The 25,321-nt window shown below is 51.6% G+C and carries 18 protein-coding genes and 1 other RNA gene; 14 read left to right on the forward strand and 5 right to left on the reverse strand.

Translation table 11 applies throughout. The annotated features are described in order from the left end of the window. The first annotated feature begins 44 nt into the window (after positions 1-44). From pheS to AC6I8X_RS08695, 10 genes are all read left to right on the forward strand, one after another. On the forward strand, positions 45-1,028 hold the full coding sequence (pheS, locus tag AC6I8X_RS08650) for a phenylalanine--tRNA ligase subunit alpha (RefSeq protein WP_084874040.1): 984 nt from the start codon (positions 45-47) through the stop codon (positions 1,026-1,028). 14 nt (positions 1,029-1,042) lie between these two features. Beyond that, entirely contained in the window at positions 1,043-3,430 is a 2,388-nt protein-coding gene (pheT, locus tag AC6I8X_RS08655; protein WP_497840903.1) for a phenylalanine--tRNA ligase subunit beta, read from the forward strand. 4 nt (positions 3,431-3,434) lie between these two features. Then, positions 3,435-3,737 carry an integration host factor subunit alpha gene (gene ihfA / locus AC6I8X_RS08660; RefSeq protein ID WP_021506246.1) on the forward strand — a complete coding sequence of 101 codons (303 nt, stop codon included), beginning with the start codon at positions 3,435-3,437 and terminating at the stop codon, positions 3,735-3,737. Between the two features lie 195 nt (positions 3,738-3,932). Beyond that, positions 3,933-4,313 carry a DUF2502 domain-containing protein gene (locus AC6I8X_RS08665; protein WP_313687294.1) on the forward strand — a complete coding sequence of 127 codons (381 nt, stop codon included), beginning with the start codon at positions 3,933-3,935 and terminating at the stop codon, positions 4,311-4,313. Between the two features lie 101 nt (positions 4,314-4,414). Further along, positions 4,415-5,398 carry a vitamin B12 ABC transporter permease BtuC gene (btuC, locus tag AC6I8X_RS08670; RefSeq protein WP_299452475.1) on the forward strand — a complete coding sequence of 328 codons (984 nt, stop codon included), beginning with the start codon at positions 4,415-4,417 and terminating at the stop codon, positions 5,396-5,398. Positions 5,399-5,438: 40 nt separating this feature from the next. Beyond that, on the forward strand, positions 5,439-5,981 hold the full coding sequence (locus tag AC6I8X_RS08675; RefSeq protein WP_313687297.1) for a glutathione peroxidase: 543 nt from the start codon (positions 5,439-5,441) through the stop codon (positions 5,979-5,981). 3 nt (positions 5,982-5,984) lie between these two features. Continuing rightward, positions 5,985-6,731 (forward strand): vitamin B12 ABC transporter ATP-binding protein BtuD, encoded by a 747-nt coding sequence (gene btuD, locus AC6I8X_RS08680; protein ID WP_497840904.1) that lies wholly within the window; start codon positions 5,985-5,987, stop codon positions 6,729-6,731. A 74-nt stretch (positions 6,732-6,805) separates the two neighbouring features. Further along, the gene (locus AC6I8X_RS08685; RefSeq protein ID WP_299452484.1) at positions 6,806-7,264 is read left to right on the forward strand and encodes an NlpC/P60 family protein; all 459 of its coding nucleotides are present in this window, start codon (positions 6,806-6,808) and stop codon (positions 7,262-7,264) included. Positions 7,265-7,579: 315 nt separating this feature from the next. Next, positions 7,580-8,323: an EAL domain-containing protein gene (locus AC6I8X_RS08690; RefSeq protein ID WP_313687303.1), complete on the forward strand. Its 744-nt coding sequence runs from the start codon at positions 7,580-7,582 to the stop codon at positions 8,321-8,323. Between the two features lie 98 nt (positions 8,324-8,421). Beyond that, positions 8,422-9,861: a protein adenylyltransferase SelO gene (locus tag AC6I8X_RS08695; RefSeq protein WP_497840905.1), complete on the forward strand. Its 1,440-nt coding sequence runs from the start codon at positions 8,422-8,424 to the stop codon at positions 9,859-9,861. 9 nt (positions 9,862-9,870) lie between these two features. On the opposite strand, the gene AC6I8X_RS08700 is transcribed toward AC6I8X_RS08695, so the two are convergent. Both AC6I8X_RS08700 and ppsR read right to left on the reverse strand, forming a co-directional pair. Further along, a complete protein-coding gene (locus AC6I8X_RS08700) occupies positions 9,871-10,917 on the reverse strand; it encodes a 3-deoxy-7-phosphoheptulonate synthase (protein WP_313687307.1) in 1,047 nt (348 codons plus the stop codon). 175 nt (positions 10,918-11,092) lie between these two features. Continuing rightward, positions 11,093-11,920 (reverse strand): posphoenolpyruvate synthetase regulatory kinase/phosphorylase PpsR, encoded by an 828-nt coding sequence (ppsR, locus tag AC6I8X_RS08705; protein ID WP_313687309.1) that lies wholly within the window; start codon positions 11,918-11,920, stop codon positions 11,093-11,095. A gap of 449 nt (positions 11,921-12,369) precedes the next feature. On the opposite strand from ppsR, the gene ppsA reads away from it, so the two are divergent. The 3 genes from ppsA (at position 12,370) to AC6I8X_RS08720 (ending at position 19,753) form a co-directional block, all read left to right on the forward strand. Next, the gene (gene ppsA, locus AC6I8X_RS08710) at positions 12,370-14,757 is read left to right on the forward strand and encodes a phosphoenolpyruvate synthase (RefSeq protein ID WP_497840906.1); all 2,388 of its coding nucleotides are present in this window, start codon (positions 12,370-12,372) and stop codon (positions 14,755-14,757) included. Positions 14,758-15,029: 272 nt separating this feature from the next. Further along, positions 15,030-17,258, forward strand: coding sequence for a zinc-dependent metalloprotease family protein (locus tag AC6I8X_RS08715; RefSeq protein ID WP_497840907.1), 2,229 nt, complete (start codon positions 15,030-15,032; stop codon positions 17,256-17,258). 326 nt (positions 17,259-17,584) lie between these two features. Next, positions 17,585-19,753: a zinc-dependent metalloprotease family protein gene (locus AC6I8X_RS08720; RefSeq protein WP_497840908.1), complete on the forward strand. Its 2,169-nt coding sequence runs from the start codon at positions 17,585-17,587 to the stop codon at positions 19,751-19,753. A gap of 51 nt (positions 19,754-19,804) precedes the next feature. On the opposite strand, the gene rprA is transcribed toward AC6I8X_RS08720, so the two are convergent. Together rprA and ydiK are read right to left on the reverse strand one after the other, a co-directional pair. Beyond that, positions 19,805-19,912, reverse strand: an RNA gene (gene rprA, locus AC6I8X_RS08725) — antisense sRNA RprA. 256 nt (positions 19,913-20,168) lie between these two features. After that, positions 20,169-21,281: an AI-2E family transporter YdiK gene (gene ydiK / locus AC6I8X_RS08730; RefSeq protein ID WP_497840909.1), complete on the reverse strand. Its 1,113-nt coding sequence runs from the start codon at positions 21,279-21,281 to the stop codon at positions 20,169-20,171. 207 nt (positions 21,282-21,488) lie between these two features. Between ydiK and ydiJ the strand changes: the two genes are divergently transcribed. After that, positions 21,489-24,542, forward strand: a complete 3,054-nt coding sequence (gene ydiJ / locus AC6I8X_RS08735; protein WP_313687544.1) for a D-2-hydroxyglutarate dehydrogenase YdiJ — start codon at positions 21,489-21,491, stop codon at positions 24,540-24,542. Between the two features lie 30 nt (positions 24,543-24,572). Here the strand turns inward: ydiJ and AC6I8X_RS08740 are convergent, their stop codons facing one another. Then, a complete protein-coding gene (locus AC6I8X_RS08740) occupies positions 24,573-24,977 on the reverse strand; it encodes a hypothetical protein (RefSeq protein ID WP_084874057.1) in 405 nt (134 codons plus the stop codon). Between the last annotated feature and the right edge of the window lie 344 nt (positions 24,978-25,321).

Here is a 25,321-nt window from a genome sequence, read left to right on the forward strand (position 1 = left end):
ATCCCAACGAGAACAGACCAGCCTGACTGGAAGAAGAGGAAATCATGTCCCAACTCGCAGACCTGGTGGCCCGTGCCACGGCCGCCATCGACGAGGCGTCGGATATCGCCGCTCTGGACGCCGTGCGCGTCGAATTCCTGGGTAAAAAAGGACATCTGACACTGCAGATGACCACCCTGCGCGAGCTGCCAGCAGAAGAACGTCCTGCTGCCGGTGCGGTAATTAATGAAGCCAAACAACAGGTGCAGGATCGCCTCAACGCGCGCAAAGATACGCTGGAAAGCGCGGCGCTGAATGCGCGTCTGGCAGAAGAGACGATTGATGTCTCACTGCCGGGTCGTCGTTCTGAGAACGGTGGGCTGCATCCGGTAACCCGTACCATCGATCGTATCGAAACCTTTTTCGGTGAATTGGGTTTCGCGGTCGCCACCGGGCCGGAAATTGAAGATGACTACCATAACTTCGACGCGCTGAATATTCCGGGTCACCACCCGGCGCGTGCCGATCACGACACCTTCTGGTTCGATGCAACCCGCCTGCTGCGCACGCAGACTTCTGGCGTACAGATTCGTACCATGAAAAACCAGCAGCCGCCGATTCGCATCATCGCGCCGGGTCGTGTGTATCGTAACGATTATGATCAGACGCACACCCCAATGTTCCATCAGATGGAAGGGCTGATCGTGGATAAAGACATCAGCTTTACCAATCTGAAAGGCACGCTGCACGATTTCCTGAATAACTTCTTTGAAGAGAACCTGCAGATTCGCTTCCGTCCGTCTTACTTCCCGTTCACCGAACCCTCCGCTGAAGTGGATGTGATGGGCAAAAACGGCAAATGGCTGGAAGTGCTGGGTTGCGGCATGGTGCACCCGAATGTGCTGCGCAACGTGGGTATTGATCCGGAAGTCTATTCTGGCTTTGCCTTCGGTATGGGCATGGAGCGTCTGACCATGCTGCGCTATGGCGTGACCGATCTGCGCGCCTTCTTCGAAAATGATTTACGTTTCCTCAAACAATTTAAATAAGGGCAGGTTATCCAATGAAATTCAGTGAACTCTGGTTACGCGAATGGGTAAATCCAGCCCTGGACAGCGCTGCGCTGGCTGAACAGATCACCATGGCCGGTCTGGAAGTGGACGGCGTGGATGCGGTTGCCGGTGCCTTTCATGGCGTGGTAGTGGGTGAAGTGGTCGAATGTGGCCAGCATCCGAACGCCGATAAACTGCGCGTCACCAAAATCAATGTTGGCGGCGATCGCCTGCTGGATATCGTCTGTGGTGCACCGAACTGCCGTCAGGGTCTGAAAGTCGCAGTCGCCACCGTAGGCGCGGTGTTACCGGGTGACTTCAAAATCAAAGCCGCCAAACTGCGCGGCGAGCCGTCAGAAGGAATGTTGTGTTCCTTCTCTGAGCTGGGTATTTCCGACGACCACAGCGGCATCATCGAACTGCCTGCTGATGCGCCAATTGGTACCGATATCCGTGCGTATCTGCAACTTGACGACAACACCATCGAAATCAGCGTAACGCCGAACCGCGCTGACTGCCTTGGCATCATTGGTATCGCCCGCGATGTGGCGGTGCTGAATGGTTTACCGTTGAATGCACCGGTTATTGAGCCGGTGAAAGCCACCATTACTGATACTTTCCCGATTCGCGTTGATGCGACAGCTGCTTGCCCGCGTTACCTTGGCCGTGTTGTCAAAGGTGTCAACGTGAAGGCCGCTACGCCACTGTGGATGCGTGAAAAACTGCGCCGCTGCGGTATCCGCTCTATCGATCCGATCGTGGATATCACCAACTATGTTCTGCTGGAACTGGGCCAGCCGATGCATGCCTTCGACCTTGACCGTATCGACGGTGGCATTGTAGTACGCATGGCGAAAGAGGGCGAAAGCCTGACGCTGCTGGACGGTAGTGAAGCAAAACTCAGCAGCGATACGCTGGTGATTGCTGATCACCACAAAGCGCTGGCAATGGGGGGCATCTTTGGTGGCGAGCATTCCGGTGTAAATGAAGAGACGCAAAACATTCTGTTCGAATGTGCCTATTTTGATCCGCTGGCGATCACTGGCCGTGCACGCCGTCAGGGTCTGCATACCGATGCTTCGCACCGTTACGAGCGTGGTGTGGACCCGGCACTGCAATACAAAGCCATGGAACGTGCTACCCAACTGCTGCTGGAGATTTGCGGCGGAGAAGCTGGCCCGGTTATCGATCAGACCGACGCAGCCGCATTGCCGCCACGCGCCACCATCACGTTGCGTCGTGAGAAGCTGGATCGCCTGATTGGTCATGTGATTGCTGATGAGCAGGTGACTGATATTCTGACCCGTCTGGGCTGTGAAGTGACCGTTGCCGCCGGTGAATGGCAGGCAATTGCACCGAGCTGGCGTTTCGATATGGCGATCGAAGAAGATTTGGTTGAAGAAGTCGCGCGTATCTACGGCTACAACAATATTCCTGATGTGCCGGTGAAAGCGGGCCTGGTGATGACCCAGCACCGTGAAGCAGACCTGTCGCTGAAGCGTGCGAAAACCCTGCTGGTAGATAAAGGTTATCAGGAAGCGATTACTTATAGTTTCGTCGATCCGAAAATGCAGCAACTGCTGCATCCGGGCGAAGAAGCGCTGATTCTGCCGAGCCCGATTTCCAGCGATATGTCGGCGATGCGCCTGTCCCTGTGGACCGGTTTGCTGGGTGCTGTGGTGTATAACCAGAACCGACAACAGAGCCGTGTACGCCTGTTTGAGAGCGGTTTGCGCTTTGTTCCTGATACTCAGGCCGATCTCGGTATCCGTCAGGATCTTATGCTGGCGGGCGTGCTGAGCGGAAATCGCTATGAAGAGCATTGGGATCTGGCGCGTCAGACGGTTGACTTCTATGATTTAAAAGGCGATTTAGAGTCGCTGCTGGATTTAACTGGCAAACTTGATGAGATTTCTTTCCGTGCAGAAGCGAATCCTGCCCTGCATCCGGGACAAAGCGCCGCAATTTATTTACGCGACGAACGAATCGGATTTATCGGGGTGGTTCATCCGGAACTGGAACGTAAGCTGGATCTCAACGGCCGCACCTTAGTGTTTGAACTGCTTTGGAATAAGGTCGCAGACCGCGTCCTGCCTGACGCGCGCGAGATTTCACGCTTCCCGGCGAACCGTCGCGATATCGCTGTGGTAGTGGCTGAAAACGTGCCTGCAGCAGATATCATCGCAGAGTGTAAGAAAGTTGGCGTAAATCAGGTAGTTGGCGTAAACTTGTTTGACGTGTACCGTGGTAAGGGCGTAAACGAAGGTGAAAAGAGCCTTGCGATTAGCCTGATTTTGCAGGATACCAGCCGGACACTCGAAGAAGAGGAGATTGCCGCGACCGTTGCCAAATGTGTTGCGGCATTAAAAGAGCGATTCCAGGCAACCTTGAGGGATTGAACCTATGGCGCTTACAAAAGCTGAAATGTCAGAGTACCTGTTTGAAAAGCTCGGGCTGAGCAAACGCGACGCCAAAGAGTTGGTCGAGCTATTTTTTGAAGAGGTTCGCCGCGCGTTGGAAAACGGAGAACAGGTTAAACTGTCCGGATTTGGTAATTTTGATCTGCGTGACAAAAACCAGCGTCCGGGCAGAAACCCGAAAACCGGGGAAGATATTCCAATTACGGCCCGCCGTGTGGTGACCTTCCGTCCCGGTCAGAAGTTGAAAAGCCGCGTCGAGAACGCGTCACCCAAGGATGCTGACTGATTTCAGTAAAACAAAAAGGCCGCGCTTAGCGGCCTTTTTTATTTTGGTCAGAAAATCAACGTTCTCCATGCTTTTTCCACAATGTCAGGATTTCGTCAATGCGCGGAAAATAGCATGAAAATCGGCACTTACTGATAGTGACCTCTTCCGCGCTTTTGTTATAACAGCGGCAACACAAAACAAGAGGTTAAGCTGATGAAAAAGACAGCACTTTTATTAAGCATCCTGTTAGGGTTGCCGCTGCTCGCCAATGCGAATGTTTCCGTAAATATCAACACCCCGGGCGTATCGATTCATATCGGTGACCAGGATAAACGTGGTTACTTCTGGGATGGTTATGACTGGCGTTCACCGTCATGGTGGCAGCAACACCACAACCGCCGCGTCGGTACCAAAGGCCCGCACGGTTACTGGAATGGTAACGGCTGGCAGGCACAGCATCCGGGCAATAAAGCACCGCAGCAACGTCCGCCGCAGCACGATAACAAGCCGCAGCACGATAACAAACCTCAGCAACAGCCGAAGCATGACCAACGTGACAACCACAACGGTCAGCCGATTCCGCCACGTAATTAATGCCTGATCCTGCGGCGTCGCCCTGACGCCGCAATCGTGACCTTTCTTTTTGCTGTAATCTCACTACAATCAAATCTCTGTTTTCTCAGCCAATCTTATTTATGACTCTGCTGGATCAGCTGGGCCGCCGGGCAGATCGCCGCAGCCAACGCTGGCTTATTGCGCTCTGCGCGTTACTTATCATCCTGATGGTTATCAGCCTGTGCGCAGGCGATAGCTGGATTGCGCCAACGCGCTGGTTCTCCAGCGATGCGAAGCTGTTTGTCTGGCAATTACGCTTGCCCCGTACGCTGGCGGTGCTACTGGTGGGCGCAGCGCTGGCAGTATGCGGGGTCGTGATGCAGGCGTTGTTCAATAATCCGCTGGCCGAACCCGGTCTGCTAGGTGTCTCCAATGGTGCCGGTATTGGCCTGGTGCTTGGCGTGATGCTCGGTAATGGCTCATTATGGAGTCTGGCGCTGGCAGCAATGGCCGGGGCGCTGGTGATTACCCTGATCCTGCTACATTTCGCCCATCGCCATCTTTCCGTCAGTCGTCTGCTGCTGACCGGGGTGGCCCTGGGCATTATTTGCAGCGCAGTCATGACCTGGGCGGTTTATTTCAGCACCAGCCTCGACCTGCGCCAGCTAATGTACTGGATGATGGGCGGTTTTAGCGGCATCGACTGGCGCTATGGCTGGATGATGCTGGCGTTAATCCCCGCCATCCTTGCGCTGATTGCGACAGCGCGCGTGCTCAACCTGCTGGCGTTGGGGGAAACATCTGCACGTCAGCTGGGATTACCGCTGTTACTGTGGCGCAATCTGCTGGTGCTGACCATGGGCTGGCTGGTAGGGGTCAGCGTGGCGATGGCCGGTGCCATTGGTTTTGTCGGGCTGGTGATCCCACATCTGTTGCGGTTGAGTGGCTTTAGCGATCATCGCTATCTGCTGCCAGCCGCCGCGCTTGCTGGTGCGGTGGTGTTGCTGGGCGCGGACATCATCGCCCGGCTGGTACTGACTTCAGCTGAATTGCCGATTGGTGTGGTCACGGCCACACTCGGTGCTCCGCTCTTTATCGTGTTATTAGTAAAATCCTCGCGCTAGCTGCGGCTGGCTCCCTTTGTATTCACAACAGGAATTGACAATGAGCATTTATCAAACAGAACTGGTGACGCTTGATGGTGAAAAAACCACACTGGCGCAGTGGCAGGGTAAGGTCCTGCTGGTGGTGAATGTGGCGTCGAAATGTGGCCTGACACCGCAGTACGAGCAGCTGGAAGCGTTGCAAAAAGCCTGGCAGGCAGAAGGTTTCAGTGTGCTCGGTTTCCCGTGCAACCAGTTTCTGGAGCAGGAACCGGGTAGCAGCGAAGAGATCAAAACCTTTTGCAGCACCACCTATGGCGTGACCTTCCCGATGTTCGAAAAAACCGACGTCAATGGTCCGGCACGTCATCCGTTATATAGCCAACTGGTGGCGGCACAACCGGAAGCATTGCGTCCGGAAGGCAGTGGATTTTATGAGCGTATGGAGAGCAAAGGTCGTGCGCCGAAAGCCCCTGGCGATATCCTGTGGAATTTCGAAAAATTCCTGATTAACAAACAGGGTGATGTCGTGGCGCGTTTTGCACCGGATATGACCCCGGATGATGCGACCATTGTTACCCGCATCAAGCAGGCGCTGGCGTAATCGATGCTGATGCAGTGCCAGGGTGTCAGCGTCAAAGGACGTCTGGCCCCCGTTGACCTTCATCTGCAGACGGGTGAGCTGGTCCATCTGGTTGGGCCGAATGGGGCAGGGAAGAGTACCCTGCTGAACGTGCTGGCAGGGTTATTGCCCGCTGCCGGGGAGATACGCCTCTCCGGCCAGCCAGTAGAGCAGTTGAATGGCGCGGCGTTGGCCCAGCAGCGTGCCTGGTTGCCGCAACAACAACCCCCGCCCGGTCAGATGCCGGTGTGGCATTATCTGCGTATGCATTTATTGCAGGTGACGCCGGAGACGGACCGGGTGTTGGTGCTAATCCTTGAACTAATGGGTTTACAGGACAAGCTGATGCGCCACCTGACGCAACTTTCCGGTGGCGAGTGGCAACGGGTGCGGCTGGCGGCAGTGGCGCTGCAAATTCATCCGGCGATTAATCCGCGTGGCAGGTTGCTGATTCTGGATGAACCCATGAGCGCACTGGATGTGGCGCAGCAGCGTGCGGTCGATACCTTACTGGCGCAGCTGTGCCAGGCGGGAATTAGCGTTGTTGCCAGCGGCCACGACCTTAACCATAGCCTGCGTCATGCCGGGCGGGTGTGGCTGATGCATCAGGGAGCGATGGTGGCACAGGGTACGGCTGACAACGTGCTGACGGCTGAACAACTCGGCCCACTCTACCAAATCGATTTCCAACGCATCGAAACGCCGCAAGGGGCGCTGTTACTGGTGTCCTGAAGGGCAATGCCTTGCACGGGATAGGCTTTTGCCGCTAAAGTGTTGCTCGGGCAACGGATTTAAGGATTTTTCTGATGCGGCTGATGATTCTGATCCTGGCATTACTGCTGGTGGGCTGTAGCCATCATGCGCCGCCGCCCAATGGTCGCTTGTCCGATTCCATTACCGTCATCGCTCAACTTAACGACCAGCTTAGCAACTGGCACGGTACTCCTTATCGCTACGGTGGACTCAGCCGGGGCGGTGTCGATTGCTCTGGTTTTGTTTATCTCACCTTCCGCGATAAATTCGATCTGCAATTACCGCGTTCTACCGATGAGCAAAGTGATATCGGTACCCGAATTGATAAAAATGATCTCTTACCGGGTGATTTAGTCTTCTTCAAAACCGGGAGCGGTGAGAATGGCTTACATGTTGGCATTTATGATACCGATAACACCTTCATTCATGCTTCAACCAGTCAGGGTGTCATTCGGTCATCGCTGGATAATGTTTACTGGCGGAAAGTCTTCTGGCAGGCTCGCCGTATTTAGATTCTATTAACCTTATACGCTCGTTTAGCCAAAACTCTGCTGCTGATTTCTGTACTTAAATTAAATTTCTTAGCCCCAAAAATGCTCTTTTTTAAAATGGCACTTTACCCCAGCGGCATTTAATACTATCAATAATGCCTTAATGTAATTAATCGGTATGGATAATGTTCGTTGGTTATTTGGCTTAAGGATTATTTCAGCATGAAAAAGACGCAATCAGGCAAAAAAGCAGCTGTCTTCTGACGTTTGCTCCTATTGCCTGAGCGTTTTCATTGATATACGATGCGCCAATCGCCACTGCTTCTGGCTGTTAAAATGAAAGTTCATTTATCTGCCGACTATCAGTCGGAAACCTGGTTTTATCCAGCCTATTCATTAGCGGGCCAGTTAACTGCGGTTGAACTGGTTACGCAATTTGTCCACGACAGCGCGCCAATCACGCTGCCGCAGGATTTGCTATTGCCGCAATTAGACGATGCACAGCAATTGCGCCTGTTGCAGAGCCAGCTGACAGTGCTGGAAAAGTACCGTGACTTCTTTGAGTTAAATCAAATTACCGCGTTGGTTCGTATTGATGATTCAATGGCGGAAACGCTGCTGGATAGTGAATTTCTGTTAAGAAAATTCAAACAACTGCCGTTTATTGTTTTGGATATCAGCGAAACGTTCCCCCAATTATCGCAGGGGAAATCGCATCCGCTTTTGAGTGCGCTAAAAAGTGAATTTCGTTTATCGCTTTCACAATTCGGTGCCGGAGCGACCCCGGCAAATGCGGTTTATGATAATCTCTTTAGCGTGTTAAAACTGGATAAGAACTTTATTCAGGGACTGGCGAAACGTGCATCTTTTATACCCTTTATTCAGACGCTTATAGACAATTTCGGCAGCAATGCATCGCAGATTATTATTTGCGGCATTGATGATGCTGCCATGCTGGAGAAAGTGACGGAACTGAGTGGTGCCCACCTGCAGGGCAGCCTGTTTCCGGTGGTCAAAGCCGAACGCTTAAACGATCTGATATATCCCGACGTAACCCTTAATTCTCCGTCACAGCAGTAAACCTTTCGTCTGTCACCCCGGTAGTGCCCGCGTTACAATAGCCATTGATTCTCAAACCAATCGTGGTGTCTGAAAACTGAGCACCTCGCGGAGTGACTATGCAGTTTACCAATAGCTGGCAGCGGGAGTTGCCGGGATTCTACAGTGCACTGGCACCTACCCCGTTACAGGGCGGACGCCTGTTGTATCACAACGCCCCTCTGGCGGCGGAGATGGCGCTGGACCCATCCTTATTCACTGGCGACGGACATGGCGTGTGGGTTGGGCGGGCGCTATTGCCGGGGCAGGCGCCACTGGCACAGGTGTACAGCGGACATCAGTTCGGTGTCTGGGCCGGACAGCTTGGTGACGGACGCGGTATCCTGCTCGGCGAACAATTGCTGGCGGACGGACGTAAACTTGACTGGCATCTGAAAGGTGCCGGGCTGACGCCTTATTCGCGCATGGGCGACGGGCGCGCTGTCATCCGTTCCACGGTGCGTGAATTTCTCGCTTCAGAAGCCCTCCATCATCTGGGTATCCCCACCACGCGCGCCCTTAGCCTGGCGATTGGTGATGAACCGGTGTTGCGGGAAACCCAGGAACGCGGTGCGATGCTGATGCGTATCGCCGAAAGTCATTTACGGTTCGGTCATTTTGAGCATTTCTACTATGGTGGCGAGCAGGATAAGGTGCGTCAGTTGGCGGACTATGCCATTCGTCATCACTGGCCGGCATTGCAGGATCAGGCAGACCGTTATCTGTTGTGGTTCACAGACATTGTGAAACGCACCGCCAGCCTGATCGCCCAGTGGCAGAGCGTCGGTTTTGCCCACGGGGTGATGAACACCGATAACATGTCGCTGCTGGGGCTGACCATTGATTACGGTCCCTATGGTTTTCTCGACGATTACCAGCCGAACTTTATCTGCAATCACAGCGATTATCAGGGACGCTATGCTTTCGATAACCAGCCTGCGGTGGGATTGTGGAATCTCAACCGTCTGGCACATGCGTTGTCCGGGTTAATGACCACCGATCAACTGAAGCAGGCGCTGAGCCACTACGAACCGGAACTGATGCGGGTGTGGGGCGAGAAAATGCGCGCTAAACTTGGGCTGCTGACGCAGGACGCCAATGACAACGTGATTCTCACCGGATTGCTGGCGCTGATGACCCAGGAACGCAGCGACTATACGCTGACCTTCCGTCTGCTCAGTGACACACAACAGCAGCAAACACGCTCACCGCTGCGGGATGAATTTATCGACCGGGATGCGTTTGATCGCTGGTATGAAGGCTATCGACAGCGTCTGTTACTGGATGAAGCCAGTGATGAAGAACGGCAGAAGGTGATGAAAGGCGCGAATCCAGCGCTGGTGTTGCGTAATTATCTTGCCCAGCAGGTGATTGATGAGGTTGAACGCGGTGAAACTGCTGCGCTTGCGCGTCTGCATCTGGCTTTGCAGCAACCGTTCAGTGATGAAGCCGTCAGCGCGGAACTGCGCCAACGGCCACCTGAGTGGGGGAAAACGCTGGAGGTGAGCTGCTCCAGCTAAATCAGGTGATTAGAAGCGGCTGTCGACTGCGGCAGCCAGTTGCGCCAGCACTTCGGCGCTATCGTCCCAGCCGAGGCAGGGATCGGTGATCGATTGGCCGTAGACCAGTGGTTCGCCGCTGACCACCTTCTGGTTGCCTTCCTCGATGAAACTCTCAATCATTACCCCGGCTACAGCACGAGAACCGGCGCGGATCTGCGCTGCCACATCCTGGGCCACGTCACGCTGACGACGATGTTGCTTCTGACAGTTGGCATGGCTGAAATCAATCACCAGCTGTTCCGGCAGATTGAAATCACGCAGGTTTGCTGCCGCTGCTGCCACATCATCGGCGTGATAGTTAGGCTGACGGCCGCCGCGAAGAATCACATGACCATGCGGGTTGCCACTGGTCTGATAAATGGTCATCTGGCCATTTTTATCTGGCGACAGGAACATATGGCTGGCGCGGGAGGCGCGAATCGCGTCCACGGCAATTTGCACATTACCGTCGGTGCCATTTTTAAAACCAACCGGGCAGGACAGCGCCGAGGCCATTTCACGGTGGATCTGGCTTTCGGTGGTGCGGGCACCAATTGCGCCCCAGCTGATCAGGTCAGCAATAAACTGGCCGATCACCATATCGAGAAATTCAGTGGCGGTAGGCATCCCCATGTCATTGATATCCAACAACAGCTGACGCGCAATGGCAATGCCGCGGTTGACATCATAGCTGCCATCCAGGTCGGGATCGGAGATCAGACCTTTCCAGCCCACCACGGTACGCGGTTTTTCAAAATAGGCGCGCATCACAATTTCCAGTCGATCTTTATACTGTTCGCGCAGCACATTGAGGCGTGCGGCGTACTCCAGCGCTGCTTTGGGATCGTGCAGTGAGCAGGGGCCGATAATCACCAGCAGGCGCGGATCTTCTCCGGTGAGGATGCGGGCAATGCGCTGACGCGCAGTGGTGACACTGGCAGCAATCTCTGCCGAAATGGGGTGTTGTTGCGCTAAAGCGGCTGGCATTATCAGGCTGCCAATGCGCGCGGTACGCAGTTCATCAGTTTTGTTCATTGGGATTCTCGAAAATCTGTTCTTCGCAACGGTGAAATACCGGGAAGTGATGGTGGTCACAATAAACCATTAACCTGCGATTTCAACCTGCTAAAGCGAAAGGAAATAAAATAAGACGGCAGCCACGCTTTACAAGCGTGCTGACAGTACGTATTTGTCGCTACCGTCCAGAACGTTAATACATACGGCGCGTCAGCCCCATAATGTCGAGGATTTTGGTGGCGATCTCTTCGACTGAGTAATTGGTGCTGTTGAGGTAACGAATCTGGTGGGTGCGGAATAACGCTTCCACCTCACCGACTTCAAGCCGACACTGGCGCATTGAGGCATAACGCGTATTTTCGGCGCGCTCCTGGCGGATGGCTGCCAGGCGCTCGGGGTCGATGGTCAGGCCAAATAATTTATGCTGATGAGCACGCAGTGCGGGCGGCAGTTTCAGGTTATCCATATCATCGGCGATAAACGGATAGTTGGCAGCACGTACGCCAAATTGCATCGCCAGATAGAGGCTGGTGGGTGTTTTACCACAACGTGACACCCCGAGCAGGATGACCTGAGCATCTTCCAGGCCTCGCAGAGAAATGCCATCGTCATGGGCCAGGGTGTAATCGATGGCGGCGATACGGGCATCGTATTTGCCGAGATTGCTGGCTGTCAGTCCGTGGGTGCGATGGGCAACCGGCATGGAGGACACCCCCAGCTCACTTTGCAGTGGGCCAACCAGCGCCTGTACGATGTCCTGACAAAAACCCTCGCTCTCCAGAATAATTTCCCGCACATCTGGCGTCACGATGGAAAAGAACACCAGCGGACGCACGCCGCTTTGCTGATAAAGCGCGTTAATTTGTGCTTTAACTGCCTGTGCACGCTGCACATTTTCTACAAAGGGCAGGGTTACGCTATTGGTGTTGACCGGAAACTGCGACAGCACCGCGTGGCCCAGCACCTCAGCGGTAATGGCGGTGCCATCAGAAATGTAGAACACGCTGCGTTCAGTACTCATAATAGGAAATATCCCCATGATAACTTTTGCGTAACATTAGCGTCGTCGAAATTTCATTTTGCTTGATAATAAAATGAAATGTCCATATGACCCACAACATCGCTGACCTGCGTATTAATCTAAATACCAATATAGATGAAATGGCGTTTTGGAAATCACCCTTTTTCCCGGTTATTTTGCTTCGCGCACAAAATAAAGTCCGTTTCTGTTGCGCAACAAAATGCAACAGCTAACCCTCTGAAAATGAGAAATTTATCGCTGCAGCAATCTGTTAGCGTTATTTCGCCGCGTTGCGCAACTCTGCTAATTGCGGGTACTAATCCGATTTTTCATATCTTTCACTGCTTTAACGATTCAACACTTAGTCTTTATTTAACGCTTGTGCCAGGCTGTATTTGCGAATAGCAAAATGTTCCATGTGCCCCCAATCATTTAAAAGGATAATCTCGATGTCCAATAAAGGCGAACAGCCGCTAGTGCTCTGGTACAACCAGCTTGGCATGCATGATGTTGATCGGGTGGGAGGAAAAAACGCCTCTCTGGGTGAAATGATTACCAATTTGTCGTCGCTGGGTGTGGCTGTACCCAATGGCTATGCGACCACATCTTATGCTTTTAATCAGTTTCTCGATCAAAGCGGGCTGAACCAGCGTATCTATGATCTGCTGGATAAGACCGATATTGACGATGTCGATGAACTGGCAAAAGCGGGTAAGCAAATCCGTCAGTGGGTGGTGGATACCCCATTCCAGCCCGAGCTGGAAACGGCGATTCATGATGCTTATCAGCAATTATCCTCTGATGATGCGGATGCTTCCTTTGCGGTGCGCTCCTCTGCCACCGCAGAAGACATGCCAGACGCTTCCTTTGCCGGCCAGCAGGAAACTTTCCTTAATGTGCAGGGCATTGATGCGGTGATGGTGGCGGTGAAACACGTTTATGCTTCTTTATTTAACGATCGCGCCATCTCTTACCGTGTGCATCAGGGCTACGACCATCGTGGGGTAGCGCTGTCGGCGGGCATCCAGCGCATGGTGCGTTCCGATCTCGCCTCATCAGGTGTGATGTTCACCATCGATACCGAATCCGGCTTTGATCAGGTGGTGTTCATCACCGCTGCGCTCGGTCTGGGTGAGATGGTGGTGCAGGGTGCTGTTAACCCCGATGAATTCTACGTGCATAAACCGACGCTGGCGGCGAATCGCCCGGCAATTGTGCGGCGTAATATGGGTTCGAAAAAAGTACGCATGGTGTATGCCGATTCCCATGAACACGGCAAGCAGGTGCGTATTGAAGATGTGGCTGAGGCAGAACGCGATCGTTTCTGCCTGAGCGATGAGGAAGTGCAGGCGCTGGCGCGTCAGGCGGTCCTTATCGAGCAGCATTACAAACGCCCGATGGATATCGAGTGGGCCAAAGACGGCCACACCGGCAAATTGTTTATCGTCCAGGCGCGGCCGGAAACGGTACGTTCTAACGGCCAGGTGATGGAACGTTATACTTTGCAGGGCAAAGGTAAAGTGGTGGTGGAAGGACGCGCGATTGGTCACCGCATCGGTGCCGGTGAAGTGAAGGTTATTCAGGACATCAGCCAGATGAACCGTATCGAGAAAGGCGATGTGCTGGTCACCGACATGACCGACCCGGACTGGGAACCGATCATGAAAAAAGCCTCGGCGATTGTCACCAACCGTGGTGGCCGTACCTGCCACGCAGCAATCATTGCGCGCGAGCTGGGCATTCCGGCGGTTGTGGGTTGCGGTGATGCCACCGATCGTTTGAAAGACGGCCACAAAGTCACCGTTTCCTGCGCTGAGGGTGATACCGGTTACGTGTATGACGATCTGCTTGATTTTGAAGTGACCAGCTCTCAGGTGGATAGCCTGCCGGACCTGCCGTTGAAAATCATGATGAACGTCGGCAACCCGGACCGGGCATTTGACTTCGCCTGTCTGCCTAATGAAGGGGTAGGCCTGGCGCGTCTGGAATTCATCATCAACCGCATGATTGGCGTGCATCCAAAAGCGCTGCTGGAGTTTGATCAACAGACGCCAGAATTGCAGCAGGAAATTCGTCAAATGATGAAAGGCTTTGACGATCCGGTTGAGTTCTACATTGCACGCCTGACCGAAGGAATCGCGACACTGGGTGCCGCATTTGCGCCAAAACGCGTCATCGTGCGTTTGTCTGATTTCAAATCCAATGAATATGCCAACCTGGTCGGCGGTGAGCGTTACGAGCCAGAAGAAGAAAACCCGATGCTGGGCTTCCGGGGAGCGGGCCGTTATGTGGCTGACAGCTTCCGCGATTGTTTTGCCCTGGAGTGTGCTGCCGTGAAACGCGTGCGCAATGACATGGGGCTGACTAACGTCGAAATCATGATTCCGTTTGTTCGCACCGTGGCTCAGGCGGAAGCAGTGGTTGAGGAGCTGGCGAAGCAGGGACTGAAACGGGGTGAGGATGGTCTGAAGGTGATCATGATGTGTGAGATCCCGTCAAACGCGTTGCTGGCCGATCAGTTCCTGCAACATTTTGATGGTTTCTCGATTGGTTCCAATGATATGACGCAGTTGGCGCTGGGTCTTGATCGTGATTCGGGCGTAGTTTCGGCGCTGTTTGATGAGCGTAACGACGCGGTGAAAGCGTTATTATCGATGGCAATTCAGGCAGCGAAAAAACAGGGCAAATACGTCGGTATCTGTGGTCAGGGGCCTTCTGACCATCAGGACTTTGCCGCCTGGTTGATGGAAGAGGGGATCGATAGCTTGTCCCTGAATCCGGATACGGTGGTGGAAACCTGGCTGAGTCTGGCGGAGCTGAATGCGACAAAAGGATAACTAAACCCGCTAAAGAAGCGTTCGGAACCTTTCCGAACGCTTCTGCACAGTATAATTAATTCAGATATATCTCCTGCCGGCAGGCAAATCCCCTGGTAATTTCATACTCTCGCAAATAATGGCAGAGAAATCATTTCACTGCTTCTGCTATTCGCCAGCTTGCTGTCTTGTAATCGTATATTTCACATTTTGTTACCTTAATAAAATAAACCCATCAGGCAGGGCTTTTATTTCGTTTGTTCAGCCAGGTTGCGTGTTCGGGATGTCCCTTGTTGACGGGGTCTTTTTCTGATGCGTTTTATATTAATTTTATTTCACCAGGGTTGTTTATTTTGTTAACGTTTCAGAGAAATTTATTATTCACGTTGATGGCTTCTGTACTGTCATCTTCAGTTTTTGCTGCTCCACAATTCATTAACGTAGTGGCAAATGAGGCTACAGAACACGATTCGCCACTATTAAGCAGCTTCCAGCAAGAACATCTGGATTATAAACTGGTAAGGATTAATAAGGACGTTTTGTTCAGCCGTTCTTCTTCTTTTCAGTTCAGTTTAGATGAACAATCACCGCTTGTGGAGATTAAAGCTGATTCACTGGCTAGAGACTCTATGGGGAATGATATATGGCAGGGTATTTCGGCTGATACGAAAGACTCAGCGACCTTTTCTATCAGGAATGGTGTTGTTAATGGTAGTGTCCGACTCAGCAATGGTTCATTTTATCAATTAAATCCGGTTGGACAGGATTTATATGCTTTAGTAAAAGTAGACACTGCAAACATGCATGAACATGAGCATGATGATTTCTGGGACGAAACTACATCGGAGAAACAACAACAATTCACTGAAAATTTGCAGGAAAAGGATAACTTTGACGCGAATGAAGAAAAGGCAAAAATAAAAATACTCTACCTTTATACAAACCAATCACGCCACCGATTTGGTACAGAACCTGCTGGATTTGCTGGCTGGCTCAATACAGAATTAAATAAAAGTTATGCCGGTAGCGAAACGTCTACTGAATTTGAACTCGCCGGTGTTGCAGATACTAAAATTGATGAAGTAAGCATGTCAACGATGCGTGATCAAATGGGCAAGACAGATAACGCATTAGGAAAGTTTGTGGCTCAAAAAAGGGCGGAAACACGTGCTGATCTTGTGACGTTAATCGTTGAAAGGAATGAATACTGCGGAGTGGCGACGGGTTGGAATGCTTACTCTGTGGTTAATGCCCTCTGTGCTGTTGGTAGCACCTGGGCTTTGGCGCATGAGATTGGGCATAACTTCGGACTCAAACACAATGAAGACGAAGCCACCTGGCCGCTTTATGCAAATGGCTATGGGGTGCCGGGGAAATTTCGCACTATTATGTCAAAAACGTGTTCACCCACCTGTACCCGTATTAATTATTTTGCTGATCCCAGAAAAAATCATGGGGGAATCCCCCGTGGTACGGTTGCCAGCAATGATGCGGTGAGATTTATTAAGGAAAGACGTCTTGATGTTGCCGCGTACTATCCGGACTGGGAAAGTACGCGCCAATTAAACGATGGTGATCTGCCTCAGAATCAATATTTTGAAATCAGTCTGACTGAAAATGCGACGAATAAAAAAATTATTCGTGATGAAATCGTTACCAGACCGGGTTTACGTGATTGGCCGTATGATATTTCCGTAGCGGTTAACAAATATTTCCCTAATGATGTAATCATGGCGGGTGGGCTCGATAGCAACATAGTGAAGCCCATTGTTGGGACCAGCTATCAAAACCATATCTGGCTGCATCAGGACAAAATAGGTACATATAAGGTTGATGTTCAGCGCAAAACCTATGCTGTGGTACGGGATAATAAGTGGGCGGATGTTATGGCAATCAGCGGTGGCGATGGTCTGGCTGCCAACGCCACGGTGATGCTCACCATCAAAAATAAAACTTCAGGTCAGGCGCTGGAGAAATATTATTTCAACAATGGCGACCAGAGTCTTGCCGGGACATCATGGCCGCATCATCTGGCACAGACTATCAATAGTCATAATTCAGCCAATGTGATTGCTGGTGAATTGAAAGACGACAATTTCAACACCGTAACCGGCAGCGGTTACCGCAACCGGCTGTGGTTCCCGCTCGATAAGAAAAATGACCTGACGGCAGAGTTTACCACGCTGACTATTGCAGAGAATCCCTGGTTAAAAGAAGAGAATGTTTTCGGGGATAAATTCCAGACTGATTTAACGCCAGGCAGCGTCATCACTGTTACGGTGAAAAACAGTAATGGCACAGTTGCAGAACAACGCAGTGTGGCAATTCCTGCTGATAGTCTTAGCAGATATGACTGGCCTCCCTATCTGGCACGCGAAGTTAATGCAAACCTGACACAAATCAAAATGGCTGAAAAAACGGGTGATAACAGTTTTGTGGTGATTGCCGGATCGCAATACCGCAACTACATCTGGAAGAAAGATCGCGCTAACCAGACGGTTGTTGTCACTTTTAATAAATAGTTTGATAAAAGCAGCTGGCTGCTGTGCGAGCAGCCAGCTGGAACGTTATCAGATATTTCGCATGTTTTTCATTGTAATATCAATTTCCCTCTTAATATTTTCTGGTTAATCTCAGTAAATTCCTTCTCGAATCTTTGCATAATTCTTATGGTGTGCGAGAGAGAGCGTGCTGGCTATCAGTCTGTTTTTATTGAAGTAGTTTGGCTGGTGCTATTCGCTTTTTTATTGCCCGCTAATGTGCGTATGGTCAGAAGACTATTCCCCTTAATGGCTTTGTTTTCGTTATTTATATTTATGTGATTTATTATTACCAGGGAGGGTTTATTTTGTCGATTTTCAGAAAGAAATTTTTGTTTGCCGTGATTACCTCTGCACTATCATCATCGGTTTTTGCCACACCACAGTTGTTTACCATTGCTGAAAAAGGTGAGAATGCTCAGGATGAACCATTATTAAGAAGCTTCCAGGGAAAGTATAAAGACTACAAGCTTGTTAATATTAATAAAGATCTCCTGCTGCACAGGGCATCAACTTTTGTTGTCAATCTTGATAGTGAATCAACACCAATAGAAATACAGGGGAAATCTTTTTCAGAGGATAACACCGGATCTGATATCTGGCAGGGTGAATCAGAAAATGAAAAGGTTTCTGCATCATTTTCCATCAGGAATGGAAATATTAATGGTGGTATTCAACTCAGCAATGGATCGTATTATGAGATATTTCCGGTTAGCCAGGATCAGCAGATTTTGGTCAAAGTCGATACATCGGAACATGATATCGACGACGATGATGCGGTCGAGGATAAAACTCCGCTAGCACAACAACGCACGTTACCTGAAGCATTCAATGAAAATGAATATCGTAGCGCCAGTAATGAGCAGGCCAGAGTCAGATTGTTATATGTGTACACCAATCAATCACGGCATTGGTTTATGCCTGATCCGGCAAATAAAGTATCAAGCATAAACGCCGAATTAAATAAAACCTATTCTAACAGCGATACACTGGTTCAGTTTGATATTGCTGGGGTGCTGGATACCAACATGGATGAAAGTACCATGAATAGCATGTTAAGTCAGATGCAAAAAACGAATACGGCACTGGGGAAACTGGTTGCGGAAAAAAGAGCTGAAACGCGAGCCGATCTTGTGGTTATTATTTCAGAAGCGTACCAGTCTTGCGGCCTCTCTCAGAAGGATAAATGGGCTACTGTGGTACATACGACATGTGCAGTAGGGGTGCGTACACTAGCCCATGAAATCGGACATAATTTCGGGCTTAATCATGGTGAAAAAGAACTCACCTGGCCGTCCTATGCCCATGGCTATCGTGTGCCGGGTTATTTTTCAACCATTATGTCAAAAAGATGTAACTGTGAGGCCATCAATAATTTCTCTGATCCTTTGAAAAGTTATAAAGGCGTGCCAATTGGCACTGCCGCAGGTAATGACGCAGTGCGTTTGATCAGAGAGCGTCGTTTTGTTATGGCTGCTATGTATCCTGACTGGGAAAGTCAGCGGCAATTAAATGATGGGAATCTTCCTCAGAACCAATACTTTGAAGTAACCCTGACTGAAGATGCAACGAATAAAAAAATTATTCGTGATGAAATCGTTACCAGGCCGGCTTTACGTGATTGGCCGTATGATATTTCCGTGGCAGTTAATAAATATTTTCCTAATGATGTCGTAATGGCGGGTGGGCTCGATAGCAACATAGTGAAGCCCATTGCTGGGACCAGCTATCAAAACCATATCTGGCTGCATCAGGACAAAATAGGTGCATATAAGGTTGATGTTCAGCGCAAAACCTATGCTGTGGTACGGGATAATAAGTGGGCGGATGTTATGGCAATCAGCGGTGGCGATGGTCTGGCTGCCAACGCCACGGTGATGCTCACCATCAAAAATAAAACTTCAGGTCAGGCGCTGGAGAAATATTATTTCAACAATGGCGACCAGAGTCTTGCCGGGACATCATGGCCGCATCATCTGGCACAGACTATCAATAGTCATAATTCAGCCAATGTGATTGCTGGTGAATTGAAAGACGACAATTTCAACACCGTAACCGGCAGCGGTTACCGCAACCGGCTGTGGTTTCCGCTCGATAAGAAAAATGACCTGACGGCAGAATTTACCACGCTGAGCATTGCAGAAAACCCGTGGGTAGAGCAGAAGGATATCTTTGGTGATAAATTCCAGACCGACCTGGCACCGGGCACGGTGATTACCGTGGTGGTAAAAAGCGACAGCGGTGCGGTAGCGGAACAACTCAGTATCAGCATACCGGATAGCAATGACAGGGCGTTACTCAGTCGTTACCGCTGGCCGGCCTATCTGGCACATGAAATAAATAAATCTATGACGCAGATCCGACTGGGGGGGGAGCAGGCGGATGGCAGCGTCAAAGTGGTGGAGTGGTCGCAGTATAAAAACCTCATGTGGAAGAAAGAGCGCGCTAACCAGACGGTAGTGGTCACCTTCGATTAAAGCCTGTTGGCGGCAATAAACGCAGTCAGCAGGCGATTCGTGTTTTCAGAACAAAAAAAAAGCCCATCACAGGGGATGGGCAAAGACTACACACAGCAATTCTTCACTTTACTCAGGGGAAAAAGGTTGTTTTAAAATCAGTGGTTTGATCTCAAACATAGGAAACATGTTATTCACAGCCGCTGATGGCGTCTTTAAGAATCCTCTTATTAGTTTAAAGCTGGTAATCTTTTATCGACATTTTTGGCCGGTTTAAACCGTCATTCAGTACGAAAAATAATCTTTCCGTAATCAAAACTGACTTAAACAGGGTGAAATTGCGGTTTTTCTTAAAATTAACTTATGGAAAAATATGCTTGCGGCGGGGAACTCAGTGACGGCGATTAACTGAGGCTAATCGCCGCCAGGCAGGGGATCAGGCAGTGTGGTCGTCGTGTTCGGTCAGTTCTTCAACCACATCAACAGGATCGTCATCCGGGGGTGGCACTTCGTGCATCCATACCGATACCAGGCGATAAGAAACCGCCAGCACCACCGGACCAATAAATAGGCCAATCATGCCAAAGGCCACCAAACCACCAATCACGCCGGAGAGAATCAAAATCATCGGCAAATCGGCACCCATACGAATCAGCATTGGGCGCAGGACGTTATCCAGCGTGCCCACTACACAGCTCCACACCAGCAACACCGTGCCCCAGGTGGTATCACCGCTCCAGTAAAGCCAGATAATCGCGGGTACCAGCACGATCAGCGGACCAAGCTGCACCAGGCAGGAGAGGATCATCACCACGGTTAACAAGGTGGCGTAAGGAATACCGGAAATGGCTAACCCGATACCGCCCAGCACCCCCTGTACCAGCGCGGTGACCACCACGCCGAGCGCAACGGCACGAATCGCCTGACCAGCGAGCAGCACGGCAGCGTCACCACGGCGTCCCCCCATACGGCAGGCAAAGTGACGGATACCCTGTCCGACCTGTTCACCGCGCCAGTACAGCAGTACGCTAAACAGCAGCATCAGTCCCAGATGTAACATAAAGCGGCCAAAGTGACCGGCCTGCGCCACGAAGAAGCCAGTGGTGCGACCAATGTAGGGTTGTAACTTATTCATGATGGCGGTGCCGCCACCGTCCACCAGCAGGTGATAGCTGGAGAACAGCTTGTTACCCACCATTGGGACTTCTTTCAGCCAGTCCAGCTGAGGCAGTACCAGGTGGCCCTGGGTCGCCCAGGCAATCACCGGGGCGCTGTTATCGATCAGGCTATTGACCAGTACGGCGATAGGAATAATAAACAGCAGCAGCAACAGGATGGTCATTGCCACCACCGCCAGTGAACGGCGTCCCCACAGCAGATGTTGCAATTTGATCATCAACGGCCAGGTGGCGATCACCACCATGCTGGCCCAGGCAAAGCCCAGGATGAACGGCTGAACCACCCAAAGACAGGCGGTGATCATGATCAGAATAAACATCAGTGAGAACAGCATTTGCGGTAAATCCAGACCGCGTTGCAGGTTTTTCATAACAGCGTCTTGACCTCAATGGAATCCTTTACGGAGGGGCTTGCTGGCCCTGATTAATCATGATCTATTTCCTGGCGATTAAACAGAGGGATGCCGGGTGCTTTTTACGTTTCCTGAAAAAACAGCGGGCGACAAAAAAATGTGATAAAACGAATGGTTCATAAAAATCGACTACGCAAACGTTTACAACATCTCGGTCACCCAATAATGATCCCACAGATTTCCCAGGCACCGGGCCTCGTTCAACTGGTGCTGACATTCCTGCAATCCTTAAAAGAACAAGGATTCACTGGCGACACCGCCACCAGCTACGCCGATCGTCTCTCCCTTTCAACCGATAATAGTATCTATCAGTTGTTGCCGGATGCAGCCCTCTTTCCCCGTTCTACCGCTGATGTGGCGCTGATTGCCCGTTTGGCCGGTGAAGAGCGCTTTACCAGCCTGGTGTTTACCCCGCGTGGCGGTGGTACCGGCACCAATGGACAGTCGCTTAACCAGGGGATTGTGGTCGATATGTCGCGCTACATGAACCGCATCCTTGAAATCGATACCGAGCAGGGTTGGGTACGTGTTGAAGCCGGGGTGGTGAAAGACCAGCTCAATGCCTGGCTGAAGCCATATGGCTTTTTCTTCTCGCCGGAGTTATCCACCAGCAACCGCGCCACCCTGGGGGGGATGATTAATACCGATGCCTCCGGACAGGGTTCGCTGGTGTATGGCAAGACCTCCGATCATGTGGAAGGCCTGCGTGCCGTGCTGATGGGGGGCGACATCCTTGATACCCGAGCCATGCCGACGGCACTGGCGGAAAAACTGGCGCAGACTCCGACGGCTGAGGGGCGTATCTATCAGCAGGTGATGACCCGCTGTCGTGAGCAGCGGGCGTTGATTCTGGAAAAATTCCCCAAACTGAACCGTTTTTTGACGGGCTATGACTTACGCCACGTGTTCAGTGACGATTTGCAAACCTTCGACCTGACGCGCCTGCTATGTGGTGCTGAGGGAACGCTGGCATTTATTACCGAAGCCCGACTCGACATTACCCCGATCCCGAAAGTGCGTCGTCTGGTAAATATAAAATATGACTCCTTTGACTCTGCGTTGCGCAACGCGCCCTTTATGGTGGACGCGCAGGCTTTGTCAGTTGAAACCGTCGATTCCAAAGTGCTGAATCTGGCACGGGAAGATATCGTCTGGCATTCAGTCAAAGAGCTGATCACCGATGTGCCCGATAAAGAGATGCTGGGGCTGAATATCGTCGAGTTTGCGGGTGATGACGGCGAGATGATTGAGCAGCAGGTCTCGACGCTGTGTGCCCGTCTGGATGAATTGATGGCGCAGCAACAGGGCGGCGTAATTGGTTATCAATTGTGCAATGACTTAAGCGGCATTGAGCGCATCTATAATATGCGCAAAAAAGCGGTAGGTTTACTCGGTAACGCCAAAGGGCGCGCTAAACCGATTCCGTTTGTCGAAGATACCGCCGTACCACCGGAGCATCTGGCGGATTACATCGTCGATTTCCGCGCGTTGCTGGATAGCCACGGATTGAGTTATGGCATGTTCGGCCATGTGGATGCCGGGGTGCTACATGTGCGTCCGGCGCTGGATATGTGTGACCCTCAGCAGGAGATGCTAATGAAACAGATCTCCGATGAAGTGGTGGCGCTCACCGCGCGCTACGGTGGGTTGCTGTGGGGTGAGCATGGCAAGGGTTTCCGCGCCCAGTACAGCCCGGCGTTTTTCGGTGAAACCCTGTTCAATGAGTTGCGCCGGATTAAAGCCGCGTTCGACCCGGATAACCGTATGAACCCCGGCAAAATCTGTACGCCGCTTGGCAGCAATGAGCCGATGATGCAGGTCGATGCGGTGAAGCGTGGCACTTATGATCGCCAGATTCCGCTGACGATACGCAACGAATGGCGCGGGGCGATGGAATGTAACGGTAACGGCCTGTGCTTCAACTTTGATACGCGTAGCCCGATGTGCCCGTCGATGAAAATCACCCGCAACCGTATCCATTCGCCAAAAGGACGCGCAACCCTGACGCGTGAATGGTTACGCCTGTTATCGGAGCAGGGCGTTGACCCGTTGCTGCTGGAGAAAGCCTTGCCGGAGCAAGGTTCCAGCCTGCGTACGTTGATCCAGCGTACCCGCAACTCATGGCATGCGAAGCAGGGCGAGTATGACTTCTCCCACGAAGTCAAAGAGGCGATGTCGGGGTGTCTGGCGTGTAAAGCCTGTTCAACCCAATGCCCGATCAAAATTGATGTGCCGAACTTCCGTTCACGCTTCCTGCAGCTGTACCACACCCGCTATTTGCGTCCGATGAGCGACCATCTGGTTGCTACGGTGGAAAGTTACGCGCCGCTGATGGCGAAAGCGCCGAAGATGTTTAACTTCTTCCTGAAACAGCCGTGGGTGCGGGAACTGAGCAAAAAACATATTGGCATGGTCGATCTGCCGCTGCTTTCCTCGCCGAGTCTGAAGCAGCAATTAAGTGGACACCCGGCCATGAGCCTGACGCTGGAGCAGCTCGAAGCCCTCAGCAGCACTGAGCGGAAAAACTGTGTGCTGGTGGTGCAGGATCCCTTTACCAGCTACTACGAAGCGCAGCTGGTGACGGATTTCGTCAAACTGATAGAGAAGCTGGGTCACCGCCCGGTGCTGCTGCCGTTCTCACCGAATGGCAAAGCGCAGCATGTTAAAGGCTTTCTGCAACGTTTTGCCCGTACGGCTTCCATCACCGCTGAGTTCCTGAACCGTGTGGCGCGCCTTGGCATGCCAATGGTGGGCGTCGATCCCGCCACCGTGTTGTGTTATCGCGATGAATATAATCAGGTGCTGGGCGATAAGCGCGGTGAGTTTAACGTGCAGCTGGTGCATGAATGGCTGCAGCAGGCGGTCGCCGAACGCGCGGTGCAGAGTACCAGCGGGGAAGCCTGGTATCTGTTTGCTCACTGCACCGAAGTGACGGCGCTGCCCTCAACACCGCATCAGTGGCAAGATATCTTTGCCCGCTTTGGCGCAAAACTGGAAAACATCAATGTCGGCTGCTGCGGTATGGCAGGCACCTACGGCCACGAAAGTCAAAACCTGGAGAATTCACTGGGGATTTATGCGCTTTCCTGGCATCCGCAGATGCAAAAGCTGCCGCGTCAGCGTTGCCTCGCCACCGGATTTTCCTGTCGTAGCCAGGTGAAACGGGCAGAGGGGAATGGCATGCGCCATCCGCTACAGGCATTGCTGGAAATGTTGTAAACAAATTGTAGGCGTCACAACGCAGCTGGATTAGAATATCCAGCCTGCGTGGCGGACGAAATCACTCTGCAGGCTGGTGGCTTGATCCCACTCGCCGCTCAGCGCCAGTTGATGACACAAGCGAGTCAGCGACAGGCGCGCCAGTTGATAGGCCTGAATACGGAACAAACGGTCGCGATCGGCATTGCCCATCTCCTGCACTAAGCGGTGATGGAGCTTGCCCATGGCGTGCAGATAGCTTTGGTCATCGCCATTCAGCTGGCAGATTTCTGCCATGTCGAGACAGGTGTCGTTAAAGCGACGCAGCTGTTCGATAGTACAGTCGGTGCGGTTGAGCTTTGCCTGAGCCATATAGAAGTCGACGGTGATATCACGTACCGAAAACTTATATTCATCGATTTTGTGTTGTAACCAGGCTGAGACGGTAAGCGTCATATCGCCACCTTAAATGGGTTAATGATAATCATTATCATATTCAACCACATCAGGAATGCAATTCCCTAGAGAAATTTTATTGATTTACTTTGCCTGTTAGTAAAATTGGCAATAACAATTTCTTTACATTGTAGAAAGGCGTAACCTATCAATCTTGAGAAAAACGTAAAGTGTAAAAACAAAATTTTGCGGGTTTTTAACGGGTTACAGCTATCACAATGGAGCCGTTTTGCCGCCCGCAAAGCAGTGCGAAGCGACTATGCTTAAGAAAGCAACAGTAAAAAATAGCACGAGATGATTATCCCTGCAAAACAAGAGGTTGAAGTGATACCTGATATCACTAC

It is taken from the genome of Pantoea sp. X-Soil-TKNS-1280 (assembly GCF_059730475.1).